We start from the raw sequence: 13481 nt of genomic DNA, 5'->3' as shown, positions 1-13481 counted from the left end.
TTCGTCCGGTGTTCTCCGGCGTTCGTACGTGGTCCCTACGCCGTTCAACCGGGGCATATAAGCCGTCACCGGGATTCGGGAGGCGAACACGGACGTACGGGGGCAGGATCGAATAGGTGAGCGCGCTCGGCGGTAGGCTCAGCCGCGTCGGGTAGGCACCACGTCACCGGCGCGTTCGACATTGTTGAGAGGAGCCCTGACCCAGGGTGAGCAAGCAGCCGACCACCGCAGACCTTGACTGGACCGATCTGGACCGGCGGGCCGTTGACACCGCCCGAGTCCTGGCCGCCGACGCCGTGCAGAAGGTCGGCAACGGCCACCCCGGCACCGCGATGAGCCTGGCCCCGGCCGCGTACCTGCTCTTCCAGAAGGTGATGCGGCACGACCCCGCGGACGCCGACTGGACGGGCCGCGACCGCTTCGTGCTGTCCGCGGGCCACAGCAGCCTGACGCTCTACACCCAGCTCTACCTCGCCGGTTACGGCCTGGAGCTGGCGGACCTGGAGGCCTTCCGCACCTGGGGTTCGCGGACCCCCGGCCACCCGGAGTACGGCCACACCACGGGCGTGGAGACCACCACCGGCCCGCTTGGCCAGGGTGTCGCCAACGCGGTGGGCATGGCGATGGCCGCCCGCTACGAGCGCGGCCTGTTCGACCCGGACGCCGCCCCCGGCGCCTCGCCGTTCGACCATATGATCTGGGCCATCGCCGGTGACGGCTGCCTCCAGGAGGGCATCTCGGCCGAGGCGTCGTCCATGGCCGGGCACCAGAAGCTGGGCAACCTGGTGCTGCTGTGGGACGACAACCACATCTCGATCGAGGGCGACACCCAGACCGCGGTCTCCGAGGACACCCTCAAGCGCTACGAGGCGTACGGCTGGCACGTCCAGCGCGTCGCGCCGCTGGAGAACGGCGACCTCGACCCGCAGGCGCTGTACACCGCGCTGCTGGCGGCCAAGGCCGAGACCGAGCGGCCGTCCTTCATCGCGATGCGCTCGATCATCGCCTGGCCCGCGCCGCACGCGCAGAACACCGAGGCCGCGCACGGCTCGGCGCTCGGCGAGGACGAGGTGCGCGCGACCAAGGAGGTGCTCGGCTTCGACCCCGACCAGCACTTCGCGGTCGAGGACACGGTGATCGCCCACACCCGCGCGGTCGGTGACCGCGGGCGCGAGGCCCGGCAGGAGTGGGAGAAGTCCTTCGCCGCCTGGCGCACCGCCAACCCGGAGCACGCGGCGACCTTCGACCGGGTCGCGGCGGCTGAGCTGCCCGCGGGCTGGGAGGAGCACCTGCCGGTGTTCGAGACCGGCAAGTCCGTCGCCACCCGCGCGGCGTCCGGCAAGGTGCTGGAGGCGCTCGGCGCGATCGTGCCCGAGCTGTGGGGCGGCTCCGCCGACCTCGCGGGCTCGAACAACACCACGATCGACAAGACCTCGTCGTTCCTGCCGGCCGGCAACCCGCTGCCGGAGGCGCAGCCGTACGGCCGCACGGTGCACTTCGGCATCCGCGAGCACTCGATGGCCGCCGAGATGAACGGCATCACGCTGCACGGCAACACCCGTGTCTACGGCGGCACGTTCCTGGTCTTCTCCGACTACATGCGCAACGCGGTCCGGCTGTCGGCGCTCATGCACCTGCCGGTCACGTACGTGTGGACGCACGACTCGATCGGCCTGGGCGAGGACGGCCCGACCCACCAGCCGGTGGAGCACCTGGCCTCGCTGCGCGCGATCCCGGGCCTGAACGTGGTGCGCCCGGCGGACGCCAACGAGACGGTCGTGGCGTGGCGCGAGATCCAGAAGCGCTGGACGAAGGAGTTCGGCAAGGGCGCCCCGCACGGTCTGGCGCTCAGCCGCCAGGGCCTGCCGACGTACGACCGCAACGAGGACGCGGCGCGCGGCGGTTACGTGCTCTTCGAGGCCGAGGGCGGCCCGGCGCAGGTGATCCTCATCGCCACCGGCTCCGAGGTGCAGCTCGCGGTGGGCGCGCGCGAGGAGCTCCAGGCGGCCGGCGTCCCGACGCGGGTCGTCTCGATGCCGTGCGTGGAGTGGTTCGAGGAGCAGGACCAGGCGTACCGGGACGGCGTGCTGCCGCCCTCGGTGAAGGCCCGGGTCGCGGTCGAGGCCGGCATCGCGCTGACCTGGTACCGCTACGTGGGCGACGCGGGACGCGTGGTGAGCCTGGAGCACTTCGGTGCCTCGGCGAGCGCGGGCGTGCTGTTCCGTGAGTTCGGGTTCACCGCGGAGGCGGTGGCCGCAGCGGCCCGGGAATCTCTCGCCGCCGCAGATCGCTGACGCAGTCAACACGACACACCAGGAGATGCAATTCCCATGACAGACGCACTCAAGCGCCTCTCCGACGAAGGCGTCGCGATCTGGCTGGACGACATGTCCCGCAGGCGTATCACCACCGGCAACCTGGGCGAGCTGATCGACCAGAGCCACGTGGTCGGCGCCACCACCAACCCGGCCATCTTCCAGAAGGCCATCGTCGGTGACGCGCTCTACGACCCGCAGGTCTCCGACCTGGCGGCGCGCCGTCTGACCCCGGACGAGGCGGTGCGCATGATCACCACCGCCGACGTGCGGGACGCGGCGGACATCTTCCGCCCGGTCTTCGACGCGACGAACGGCCGCGACGGCCGGGTCTCGATCGAGGTGGACCCGCGGCTGGCGCACAACACCCGGGCGACGGTCGCCGAGGCCAAGCAGCTCGCGTGGCTGGTGGACCGGCCGAACACGCTCATCAAGATCCCGGCGACGAAGGCGGGCCTGCCGGCCATCGCGGACGTCACCGCGCGCGGCATCAGCGTCAACGTCACGCTGATCTTCTCGCTGGACCGCTACCGCGAGGTCATGGACGCCTACCTGACCGGTCTGGAGAAGGCGAACGCCGCCGGCCTGGACCTGTCGAAGATCCACTCGGTGGCATCCTTCTTCGTCAGCCGCGTCGACACCGAGATCGACAAGCGCCTGGAGAAGATCGGCACGGACGAGGCCAAGGCGCTCAAGGGCAAGGCCGCCGTCGCGAACGCCCGGCTGGCCTACGAGGCCTACGAGGAGGTCTTCGGTTCCGACCGCTGGGCCGCCCTGGAGCGGGCCGGCGCCAACCGGCAGCGCCCGCTGTGGGCCTCCACCGGTGTGAAGGACCCGAACTACCCGGCGACGCTCTACGTCACCGAGCTGGTCGCGCCCAACACGGTCAACACCATGCCGGAGGCCACCCTGGAGGCGACCGCCGAGCAGGGCGAGGTCACCGGGAACACGATCGCGGGCACGTACGAGCAGTCGCGTGCCGAGCTGGCCGCGATCGCGGCGCTCGGCATCTCGTACGACGATGTTGTCCAGCTGCTGGAGGACGAGGGCGTCGAGAAGTTCGAGACGGCCTGGAACGAGCTGCTGGACTCCACCAAGGCGGAACTCGAACGGCTCGCTCCTTCGGAGGCCTGAGGTGACCACTGCGACCGATGAGGACGGCTCGCGCGCCGACAACCCGCTGCGCGACCCGCTGGACCGGCGGCTGCCCCGCATCGCCGGTCCCTCCGGCCTGGTCATCTTCGGCGTGACGGGTGACCTGTCGCGCAAGAAGCTGATGCCGGCGGTGTACGACCTCGCCAACCGCGGGCTGCTGCCGCCGGGCTTCGCGCTCGTCGGCTTCGCCCGCCGGCAGTGGGAGAACGAGGACTTCGCGCAGGAGGTGCACGACGCCGTCAAGGAGCACGCGCGCACGCCCTTCCGCGAGGAGGTCTGGCAGCAGCTGGCCGAGGGCTGCCGGTTCGTGCAGGGCGACTTCGACGACGACACCGCCTTCGAGACGCTGAAGTCCACGATCGAGGAGCTGGACAAGGCACGCGGTACGGGCGGCAACTTCGCCTTCTACCTGTCCGTGCCGCCGAAGTTCTTCCCGAACGTGGTGCAGCAGCTCAAGAAGCACGGTCTGTCGCAGGGCACCGGCGACTCGTGGCGGCGCGCCGTCATCGAGAAGCCGTTCGGCCACGACCTGGCGAGCGCGCAGGAGCTCAACCGGATCGTGCACGACGTCTTCCCGCCCAACGAGGTCTTCCGGATCGACCACTACCTGGGCAAGGAGACGGTCCAGAACATCCTGGCGCTGCGCTTCGCCAACACCATGTACGAGCCGATCTGGAACCGGTCCTACGTCGACCACGTCCAGATCACGATGGCCGAGGACATCGGCATCGGCGGCCGTGCCGGGTACTACGACGGCATCGGCGCGGCCCGCGACGTCATCCAGAACCACCTGCTCCAGCTGCTGGCGCTCACCGCGATGGAGGAGCCCGGCTCCTTCCACCCCAAGGCGCTCACGGCGGAGAAGCTCAAGGTGCTGGGCGCGGTCGAGCTGCCCGAGGACCTCGGCAAGCACACCGTGCGCGGGCAGTACGCGCACGCCTGGCAGGGCGGCGAGGAGGTGCTCGGCTACCTGGAGGAGGACGGGATCGACCCCAAGTCCAAGACCGACACCTTCGCCGCGATCAAGCTGACCATCAACAACCGCCGCTGGGCCGGGGTGCCGTTCTACCTGCGCACCGGCAAGCGGCTGGGCCGCCGGGTCACCGAGATCGCGGTGATCTTCAAGCGCGCGCCGTACCTGCCGTTCGAGACCGGGGCGACCGAGGAGCTGGGGCAGAACGCCCTGGTCATCCGGGTCCAGCCGGACGAGGGCGTCACGGTGCGGTTCGGCTCCAAGGTGCCGGGCACTTCCACCGAGGTGCGGGACGTGACGATGGACTTCGCGTACGGCGAGTCCTTCACCGAGTCCAGCCCGGAGGCGTATGAGCGGCTCATCCTCGACGTGCTGCTCGGCGACGCCAACCTCTTCCCGCGGCACCAGGAAGTGGAGCTGTCCTGGAACATCCTCGACCCGGTCGAGGCGTACTGGGACAAGCACGGCAAGCCCGCGCAGTACGCGGCGGGCACCTGGGGCCCGGCCGAGGCGGACGAGATGCTCGCACGAGACGGCAGGAGCTGGCGCCGGCCATGAAGATCGACCTCACGGACACCACGTCCGCACGCATCAACTCCGGACTGATCGACGCCCGGCACGCCAGCGGCACCCCCGCGGTGGGCATGGTGCTGACGCTGGTCATCGTCACCGACGAGGGCAGCGCGTACGACGCGCTGCGGGCGGCGCACGAGGCCTCGCGCGAGCACCCCTCGCGCATCCTCGCCGTCATCAAGCGCCCCGGCCGCTCCCCCCGGGAGCGGGCGGGCGCCCGCCTCGACGCCGAGGTGGTCGTGGGCGACGAGGCCGGCACCGGCGAGACCGTCGTGCTGCGCATGCACGGCGAGCTGGCCAACCACGCCGAGTCCGTCGTACTGCCGCTGCTGCTGCCGGACGCCCCCGTGGTGTGCTGGTGGCCCGACCAGGCGCCGGAGTACCCCGGCAAGGACCCGCTGGGGCGGCTCGCCCAGCGCCGGATCACCGACGCGGCCTCCGCGGAGGACCCGGTCGGCTCGCTGACCCTGCGCGCCGAGGGCTACACCCCCGGTGACACCGACCTGGCCTGGACGCGGCTCACGCCGTGGCGCTCCATGCTGGCCGCGGCGCTGGACCAGAAGCACGCCCGGATCATCTCGGCGGCCGTCGAGGGCGAGGCGTACAACGCGAGCACCGAACTGCTCGCGCTGTGGCTCGCCGACCGGCTGGGCGTCGAGGTCGAGCGCAAGGTCTCGGACGGGCCCGGCATCACCGGGGTGCACCTGTTCACCGAGGCCGGCGACATCTGCCTGGACCGCGCCGACGGACGGCTCGCCGAGCTGTCGGTGCCGGGCCAGCCGGACCGGCACGTGGCGCTCAAGCGGCGGGAGACCTCGGAGCTGATCGCCGAGGAGCTGCGCCGGCTCGACCCGGACGACATATACCGCGCGACGGTGGACTTCGGCGTCAAGCACCTCGTGGGCGCCGGGGCCTCCGCCAAGGGCGGCAAGGAGACCGGTACGGCCGCCAAGAGCGCGTCCGGCGCGACCCCGTCGGCGGCGAAGAAGGCGGCCCCGGCCGCCGGATCCGGCAAGGCGGCGAACTCGAAGTGAGCACTCCGCACGTCGTCGTGCACCGCGACAAGGAACTGATGGCCGAGGCCGTCGCGGCCCGGCTCGTCACCCGGATCGTGGACGCGCAGGCCGCCCGCGGCACCGCCTCGGTGGTGCTGACGGGCGGGCGCAACGGCAACGCGCTGCTCGCGGCCCTCGCCCAGTCCCCCGCGCGCGACGCGGTGGACTGGGCGCGGCTCGACGTGTGGTGGGGCGACGAGCGCTTCCTGCCGGACGGCGACCCGGAGCGCAACGTCACCCAGGCCGCGGTGCTGCTGGACGCCGTCCCGCTGGACCCCGCCAGGGTCCACCCGATGGCGCCCTCGGACGGCCCGTACGGCTCCGACCTCGAAGCGGCGGCCGGGGCCTACGCGGCCGAGCTGGCCGCCGCGGCGGGCCCGGAGAGCCACACCCGGGTGCCGGCCTTCGACGTGCTGATGCTCGGCGTCGGACCGGACACCCATGTGGCGTCCCTCTTCCCGGAACACCCCGCGGTCCGCGAGGACGTCCGCACGGTGGTCGGCGTCCACGGCTCGCCGAAGCCGCCGCCGCTGCGGATCTCGCTGACGCTCCCGGCGATCCGGGCGGCCCAGGAGGTCTGGCTGCTCGCCGCGGGCGCGGACAAGGCGGAGGCGGTCGCCCTCGCGTTGTCCGAGCCGGGCGAGTCCCAGGCCCCCGCCTCGGCCGCACGGGGCCTGACCAGCACGCTGTGGCTGCTGGACACCGAAGCGGCGGCGAAGCTGCCGCCCCGCATGTGACCTTGGCGCTTCTCGCCGGGTGAGCGTTTTCAGGGGCGCGTGGGGGCACCTCCCACGCGCCCCTTCGGGCCCAGGCCCCCCGCAGGGGTCAGCGGCCCCGCAGCTCGCGGTACCTGGCCACCAGGTGGGACGTACTGGCGTCCAGGCCGGGCACCTCGGTTCCTTCCACCAGAGCGGGCTCGATCCGCTTCGCGAGGACCTTGCCGAGTTCGACGCCCCACTGGTCGAACGAGTCGATGTTCCAGATCGCCCCCTGCACGAACACCTTGTGCTCGTACAGCGCGACGAGCTGCCCCAGCACCGACGGCGTCAGCTCGGTGGCGAGGATCGTCGTCGTCGGGTGGTTGCCGCGGAAGGTCTTGTGCGGGACCAGTTCCTCGGCGACGCCCTCCGCGCGGACCTCGTCCGGGGTCTTGCCGAAGGCCAGCGCCTGGGTCTGGGCGAAGAAGTTGGCCATCAGCAGGTCGTGCTGGGCGGTGAGCGGGCCGAGTTCGGTGAGGGGGCGGGCGAAGCCGATGAAGTCCGCGGGGATCAGCTTCGTGCCCTGGTGCAGCAGCTGGTAGTAGGCGTGCTGGCCGTTGGTGCCGGGCGTGCCCCATACGACGGGGCCGGTCTGCCAGTTCACCGGCTTGCCGTCGCGGTCGACGGACTTGCCGTTGGACTCCATGTCCAGCTGCTGGAGGTAGGCGGTGAACTTCGTCAGGTAGTGGCTGTAGGGCAGCACCGCGTGCGACTGCGCGTCGTGGAAGCCGCCGTACCAGACGCCGAGCAGGCCGAGCAGCAGCGGGGCGTTGCGCTCCGGCGGGGCGGTCCTGAAGTGCTCGTCGACCAGGTGGAAGCCGGCCAGCATCTCGCGGAAGGCGTCCGGGCCGATCGCGACCATGAGGGACAGGCCGATGGCCGAGTCGTAGGAGTAGCGGCCGCCGACCCAGTCCCAGAACTCGAACATGTTGTCCGGGTTGATGCCGAACTCGGTGACCTTCTCCGCGTTCGTCGACAGCGCGACGAAGTGCTGGGCGACCGCGTCGTCCCCGGCGCCGAGCTGGGCGAGCAGCCAGGTGCGGGCGGAGGTGGCGTTGGTGATGGTCTCGATCGTGGTGAAGGTCTTGGACGCGATGATGAAGAGCGTCTCGGCCGCGTCCAGGTCGCGTACGGCCTCGTGCAGGTCGGCGCCGTCGACGTTGGAGACGAAGCGCACGGTCATGTCGCGGTCGGTGTAGGCGCGCAGCACCTCGTAGGCCATCGCCGGGCCGAGGTCGGAGCCGCCGATGCCGATGTTGACGATGTTGCGGATCCGCTTGCCGGTGTGGCCGGTCCACTCGCCGGAGCGGATGCGGTCGGCGAAGACACCCATCTTCAGGAGGACCGCGTGCACGGCGGGGACGACGTTGTGGCCGTCGACCTCGATCGTGGCGGACTGCGGGGCGCGCAGCGCGGTGTGCAGCACCGCGCGGTCCTCGGTGGTGTTGATCTTCGCGCCGCGGAACATCGCGTCCCGCAGTTCCGACACGCCGGTCGCCGCGGCCAGTTCGCGGAGCAGCGCCAGCGTCTCGTCGGTCACCAGGTGCTTGGAGTAGTCCAGATGGAGGTCTCCGACCTGGAGGGTGTAGCGCTCGGCCCGGCCGGGGTCGGCGTCGAACAGATCCCGCAGGTGGGTGCCCGCCGTCTCGTCGCGGTGCTTGGCGAGCGCGTGCCACTCCGGTCGCTGGTCGAGACGGATGCGGCTCGTGCCGTCCTGCGCGTTGGTTTCGGACATCAGTCCACTTCTCCTCGTCCTCGCTGCGGGATCAACGCTAGTTGATGACGCGGCGGAACGCGGGCCCGGCACCCGGTGCGGCCTGCGGTGACCGTGCCTCAGAAGAGGTGCTCAGAAACCGCCGCGGTGGATCCGTCCGGCGTAGTGCTCCTCCAGACCCGCGTTGCGCTCGAAGCCGCCGGGCAGGTTCGCCGAGATGTAGACGGGCGCGGTCACGCCCTCGGCGACCAGCAGGCCCACCGCCTCCGCGACGACCATCTGCACCAGCAGCGCCGAGGTGATGGTGGACACCCCGCACAGGGCGCCGCCGTCGGGCAGCGGCAGCAGCGCGTCACCGGCGGGGGCGCAGTTGTCGAGGACGGCGTCGGCGATGTCGGCGAGCCGGCGCCCCGACGGGTGCAGGGCGGGCACGGCGCGGGTGTGGGTGAGCGAGGTGAGCGCGACCAGCTTGTGGCCGGCCTCCTTGACGTGCAGGGCCATGTCGACGACGGAGTTGTTGACGCCCGAGTTGGAGACGATGACGAACAGGTCCTGCGGGCGCGGGGTCGCCAGCTCGTACAGCCGCTTGGCCAGGCCCGGGGAGCGCTCCAGCAGCGGGTCGGCGAGCACCGAGCGGTCGTCGCCGCCGCGCAGCACCAGGTCGGACAGGCCGATCCGGTTGGTGGGGATGAGGCCGCCCGCGCGGCCGACGATCTCCAGCACGGTGGCCTGCGAGTGGCCGGTGCCGAAGCCGTGGATCACGCCGTCGGCGGCGACGCAGTCGGCGAACAGCCGCCCGGCGGCGGCGACCGAGTCCTTGTTGGCCTCGATGGCCCGCTCGACCGCGTCCCGGCCTGCGTCGGCGAACGTGGCGGCGCTGATCTGTGCTTCGGCCATGGCCGGACCCCTTTGCGTGCGGTTGCCTGCGGGTGCGTGCGGGTAAGTGCGGCGGTTCTCCGTACGGCGTACGACCGCGCGGTCCCGCGCCGTTGCGATCTTCGGCTCAACGAACCGAAGACGTGCCCTCATGATGGAACAACCAACCGGGCGCGGCCGTCAAGAGCGCAGCAGCCGGGCCAGCGCCACCGCGCCGACCACACCGTCGGACACCGGGAAGACCCGCACCCCGGTGCCTGCCAGCAGCGCGCCCACCTGCCCCACCAGCGGGCCGCCGGGCCCGAGCAGCCCGCCGCTGAGCACCAGCGGCTCCCCCGCCCGCGGCCGCAGCGCCCGTACGCTCCCGGCCAGCAGCTCCGCCGCCCGCGCCAGCAGCCCCGCGGCCACCGCGTCCCCCTCCCCCGCCGCGGTGACGACCAGCGGACTGAGCAGCGCCAGCTCGACCGGCGCCGCCTCGTACGCCCGCACGACGAGCCCTTCCGCGACCGCCTGCGCGACCGGCCCCCCGGGGGCTCCCCCCACGGGCCCGGTGAGATCCCGCGCCCCGGCTGCCGGGCGGCCCGAGCCGCCGTACGCCGGACGGCCCGGACCGCCGTAAGCGATCCCCGCACCCAGCGCGCTTCCCCCGGAGGCCGCGGCGGGCGGCGACCCGGCCGCGTCCGCCGGCCGTACTCCCGGGCCGGAGGCCGCGGGTACCCCGTAGTGCGCCAGCACCGCCGGGAGCAGCGAGGTGGCCGGGCCGCGGCCGTCCAGGGCGGCCAGCGTGGCGCGGACGGCCTGGGCGCCGAGCCAGAAGCCGCTGCCCTCGTCGCCGAGCAGCCAGCCGTGGCCGTCGGCGACCAGCGCGCGCTGCCCGGCGGTGACGCGGGCGGCGACCGCGCCCGTGCCCGCGATGAGCACCAGGCCGTCGCGCGGGGCGCCCGGCGCGGCCGCGAGCGCGACCTCGGTGTCGCCGCCGACCTCCACCGCGTCCGGTGCCATGCCGAGGGCCGCGAAGGCGTCGCCCAGGCACGCGAGGACCAGGCCGTGGCCGCGTTCGGGGCCGAGCCCGGGGGCGGCGCCCGCGAAGCCGCCGTGGACCGCGCCGACCCGGGCGCGCGCCGCGGGCGGCACGGCCTGCGCCAGGGCCGCGGCCAGGTGCGCGGTGAGCTGGACCCGGCCGACGCTGAGCGCGTTGCCGGGTCCGCCCGAGCCGGTGCCGAGGAGCGCGCCGCCCGGCTCGGCCGCCGCGAGCGCGGCCCGGATGCGGGTACCGCCCGCGTCGATCCCGACGACGAGCCGCCGGTTGTAGATTTCGTTCATCGCCACGCATGGTGGTTGACGGATTCACCGCGCACAAGCCCCGCGCCGCGGACGCGCCGGGACCGCGGGGCCCGGCGCGCGGCGCGCGCCCGCGGCGGTCCGGAAGCCCGCCGCAGGCGTACCGCACCGCGACCGGGGCGGCCAGGACCGAGAAAGGCGCAGCCATGATCACCGCACTGATCCGCTCCGAGCTCCCCCGGATGTCCGACTCGCTGCGCAAGGTCGGCGAGGCGGTGCTGGCCGACCCGGCGGCGGCCGGGCACGGCTCGGCGGCCGAGCTGGGGCGCCGTACCGGGACCTCGCAGGCCACCGTGACGCGCTTCTGCCGCGCGCTGGGCCTGGAGTCGTACCAGCAGCTGCTGATCGAGCTGGCGCAGGAGCAGGGCCGCAGCCAGGCGGCGCCGGAGGGGGACGGGGGCGCCCGGCAGGCCGCGCTGGGCCCGCGCATCGGGCCGGACGACGACCTGGAGCATGTGATAGCCGTGGTCGCACAGGCGGATCTGCGGGCCATGCAGCACACCGCCGACCACCTGGACCGGGAAGGACTCGAAAGGGCCGCCCAGTCCCTCTCCAGGGCCCGCAGGATCGACGTCTACGGCGTCGGGGGCTCCGGGATCGTGGCGCGCGAGGCGCAGGCCCGGCTCTTCGGCATCGGCTGCGCGGCCCACGCCTGGACGGAGGTGCACAGCGCGGAGACCTCCGCGGCGCTGCTGACGCCCGCCGACACCGCGCTCGCCGTCTCCCACTCGGGGACGACCCGCGAGGTGCTGGAGCCGCTGCGGCTGGCCGCCGACCGCGGGGCCTTCACCGTCGCGGTGACCGGCGACCCGCGCTCACCGGTGGCGCAGGCGGCGGACGTCGCGCTGACGTCCTTCTCCGGCGAGACCAGCTTCCGGCGCGGCAACTTCGGCACCCGGCACTCGGTGCTGCTGATCGTGGACTGCCTGTACGCGCGCGTCGCGCAGCTCACCTACGAGCGCGCGACCGCGTCCATCGCGCTGACGGCACACATCGCCGACGCGCACGCCGCCGGCCGGCCGCGCCGCCGCTGACGGCCCGCGGCGCGTGCCGCCGCCCCGCGGGCGGGCCCGCGGCGGCGGTGTCAGATCTCGCCGCGGAGCTTCGCGAGCGCCTCGGCGAGGATCGCCTCGCCGTCGGCGGCCGAACGCCGCTCGCGCACGTAGGCGAGGTGGGTCTTGTACGGCTCCGTACGCGGCGGGGCCGGCGGATTCTCCTCGTCCTGCCCGGCGGGGAAGCCGCACCGGGGGCAGTCCCAGGTGTCGGGGATCTGCGCGTCGCTGGCGAAGCTCGGCTGGGTCTCGTGCCCGTTGGAGCACCAGAAGGAGATGCGGAGACGCGGCGCGGACTCGCCGCGCTCGGCCTCTCCCATCGGCCCCGCTCCGACCCGACTGCCACGGATCGCGTTGCCACTTGCCACGGTCGTAACTCCCTGCGTGATGGTGCTGCGAGGTTCGCCAGTTTACGGGGACCTTACGTGCCGTCCAGTGGCAGGCACACGACCGCCCCCCGAAGGCGTTCCCTCATAGTAAGCCGCAGGGGCGACGAGGCGTCAGTTCCCTGTGGACGGGCGGGAGTCGCAGCGGGGGGCGTCGGGTGCCGTCGAACGCGGGCCGGTCCTACTTGTACTTCATGACCAGGCCGAGGACGACGATGCACGCGAACCACAGCAGGCCGATGACGACGGTGATCCGGTCGAGGTTGCGCTCGGCCACGGACGAACCACCGACGGAGGACTGCATGCCGCCGCCGAACATGTCCGACAGGCCGCCGCCCTTCCCCTTGTGCATCAGCACCAGCAGCAGAAGCAGCAGGCTGAGGATGATGAGGGCGATGGAGAACCCGATTTCCACGGCTGGACCAACTCTCTCGACTACAGGACAACGGCACGGGGCCGAGCCGCGTGGATTCCCGGTTCGGCCCCGCCAGGGTACTTCACAGTGCCGCGGACCTCACTGGTCGCGGAAGCGGACGATCTTCACGAACTCGTCCGCGTCCAGCGCGGCACCGCCGACGAGCGCCCCGTCGACGTCCGGCTGCGCCATGATCGCGGCGACGTTGCCCGCCTTGACCGAGCCGCCGTACTGGATGCGGATCGCGTCCGCGGTCGGCTGGTCGTACAGCTCCGCCAGCCGCGCCCGGATCGCGCCGCAGACCTCCTGCGCGTCCTCGGGGGTCGCGACCTCGCCGGTGCCGATCGCCCAGACCGGCTCGTAGGCGACCACGATCGACGCGGCCTGCTCGGCGCTGATGTCCTTCAGCGCGCCGTCCAGCTGCGCCAGGGTGTGCGGCACCTGCTGTCCGGCCTTGCGGACGTCCAGGCCCTCGCCGACGCACAGGATCGGCGTGATCCCGTTGCGGTAGGCGGCCTTGACCTTGGCGTTGACGATCTCCTCGGCCTCGCCGTGGTACTGCCGCCGCTCGGAGTGGCCGATGACCACGAAGGTGCACTTGAGCTTGGACAGCATCGGTCCGGAGACCTCACCGGTGTACGCACCGGAGTCGTGCGCCGACAGGTCCTGCGCGCCGTACTTGATCCGCAGCCGGTCGCCCTCGGCCAGCGTCTGCACCGAGCGCAGGTCGGTGAAGGGGACGAGCACGGCGACCTCGACGGCGTCCAGGTCCTTGTCGGTGAGCCCGAAGGCCAGCTTCTGGAGGTGCGCGATGGCCTCCAGGTGGTTGAGGTTCATCTTCCAGTTGCCCGCCATGAGCGGGGTGCGG

General features: G+C 72.6%; 12 protein-coding genes. 6 read left to right on the top strand and 6 right to left on the bottom strand.

Annotated elements, in window-relative coordinates; all coding sequences use genetic code 11:
- Nucleotides 1-206: 206 nt before the first annotated feature.
- From tkt to pgl, 5 genes are read left to right on the top strand one after another with little or no spacing between them, the layout of a single operon-like run.
- Nucleotides 207-2294 (top strand): transketolase, encoded by a 2088-nt coding sequence (gene tkt / locus ACWERV_RS07905; protein ID WP_452930155.1) that lies wholly within the window; start codon nt 207-209, stop codon nt 2292-2294.
- A 36-nt stretch (nt 2295-2330) separates the two neighbouring features.
- Entirely contained in the window at nt 2331-3449 is a 1119-nt protein-coding gene (tal, locus tag ACWERV_RS07900) for a transaldolase (protein WP_452930152.1), read from the top strand.
- 1 nt (nt 3450) lies between these two features.
- Nucleotides 3451-5001, top strand: coding sequence for a glucose-6-phosphate dehydrogenase (gene zwf, locus ACWERV_RS07895; protein WP_398187398.1), 1551 nt, complete (start codon nt 3451-3453; stop codon nt 4999-5001).
- Nucleotides 4998-6050, top strand: a complete 1053-nt coding sequence (gene opcA / locus ACWERV_RS07890) for a glucose-6-phosphate dehydrogenase assembly protein OpcA (RefSeq protein ID WP_452930150.1) — start codon at nt 4998-5000, stop codon at nt 6048-6050. The genes zwf and opcA overlap by 4 nt, the downstream gene beginning before the upstream one ends.
- Nucleotides 6051-6088: 38 nt before the next feature.
- Complete coding sequence (gene pgl / locus ACWERV_RS07885; protein ID WP_452930344.1) at nt 6089-6808, top strand: 6-phosphogluconolactonase; 720 nt, start codon at nt 6089-6091, stop codon at nt 6806-6808.
- 88 nt (nt 6809-6896) lie between these two features.
- Here pgl and pgi read toward each other — a convergent pair whose 3' ends face one another.
- From pgi to ACWERV_RS07870, 3 genes are all read right to left on the bottom strand, one after another.
- Nucleotides 6897-8564, bottom strand: coding sequence for a glucose-6-phosphate isomerase (pgi, locus tag ACWERV_RS07880; RefSeq protein ID WP_452930148.1), 1668 nt, complete (start codon nt 8562-8564; stop codon nt 6897-6899).
- 111 nt (nt 8565-8675) lie between these two features.
- The gene (locus ACWERV_RS07875) at nt 8676-9440 is read right to left on the bottom strand and encodes a sugar isomerase domain-containing protein (RefSeq protein ID WP_452930146.1); all 765 of its coding nucleotides are present in this window, start codon (nt 9438-9440) and stop codon (nt 8676-8678) included.
- A 159-nt stretch (nt 9441-9599) separates the two neighbouring features.
- Complete coding sequence (locus ACWERV_RS07870; RefSeq protein WP_452930143.1) at nt 9600-10742, bottom strand: BadF/BadG/BcrA/BcrD ATPase family protein; 1143 nt, start codon at nt 10740-10742, stop codon at nt 9600-9602.
- Between the two features lie 164 nt (nt 10743-10906).
- On the opposite strand from ACWERV_RS07870, the gene ACWERV_RS07865 reads away from it, so the two are divergent.
- Nucleotides 10907-11794, top strand: coding sequence for a MurR/RpiR family transcriptional regulator (locus ACWERV_RS07865; protein WP_398187383.1), 888 nt, complete (start codon nt 10907-10909; stop codon nt 11792-11794).
- A gap of 50 nt (nt 11795-11844) precedes the next feature.
- On the opposite strand, the gene ACWERV_RS07860 is transcribed toward ACWERV_RS07865, so the two are convergent.
- From ACWERV_RS07860 to tpiA, 3 genes are all read right to left on the bottom strand, one after another.
- Nucleotides 11845-12180, bottom strand: coding sequence for an RNA polymerase-binding protein RbpA (locus ACWERV_RS07860; protein WP_078862516.1), 336 nt, complete (start codon nt 12178-12180; stop codon nt 11845-11847).
- Between the two features lie 199 nt (nt 12181-12379).
- On the bottom strand, nt 12380-12613 hold the full coding sequence (gene secG / locus ACWERV_RS07855; RefSeq protein WP_031521006.1) for a preprotein translocase subunit SecG: 234 nt from the start codon (nt 12611-12613) through the stop codon (nt 12380-12382).
- Between the two features lie 99 nt (nt 12614-12712).
- Nucleotides 12713-13468, bottom strand: a complete 756-nt coding sequence (tpiA, locus tag ACWERV_RS07850; RefSeq protein ID WP_398187650.1) for a triose-phosphate isomerase — start codon at nt 13466-13468, stop codon at nt 12713-12715.
- Nucleotides 13469-13481: the final 13 nt, after the last annotated feature.

This window comes from Streptomyces sp. NPDC004031 (assembly GCF_053604375.1).
Note: the sequence above shows the minus strand (reverse complement) of the source record. Positions and strands in the feature narration are given on the sequence as shown.

Excerpts from the sequence above, each read along its gene's own strand:
- ACWERV_RS07875 (WP_452930146.1), bottom strand. The coding sequence starts at position 9,440 with ATGGCCGAAGCACAGATCAGCGCCGCCACGTTCGCCGACGCAGGCCGG.
- tpiA (WP_398187650.1), bottom strand. The coding sequence starts at position 13,468 with ATGGCGGGCAACTGGAAGATGAACCTCAACCACCTGGAGGCCATCGCG.
- tal (WP_452930152.1), top strand. The coding sequence starts at position 2,331 with ATGACAGACGCACTCAAGCGCCTCTCCGACGAAGGCGTCGCGATCTGG.
- pgi (WP_452930148.1), bottom strand. The coding sequence starts at position 8,564 with ATGTCCGAAACCAACGCGCAGGACGGCACGAGCCGCATCCGTCTCGAC.
- pgl (WP_452930344.1), top strand. The coding sequence starts at position 6,089 with ATGGCCGAGGCCGTCGCGGCCCGGCTCGTCACCCGGATCGTGGACGCG.
- ACWERV_RS07865 (WP_398187383.1), top strand. The coding sequence starts at position 10,907 with ATGATCACCGCACTGATCCGCTCCGAGCTCCCCCGGATGTCCGACTCG.
- ACWERV_RS07870 (WP_452930143.1), bottom strand. The coding sequence starts at position 10,742 with ATGAACGAAATCTACAACCGGCGGCTCGTCGTCGGGATCGACGCGGGC.
- opcA (WP_452930150.1), top strand. The coding sequence starts at position 4,998 with ATGAAGATCGACCTCACGGACACCACGTCCGCACGCATCAACTCCGGA.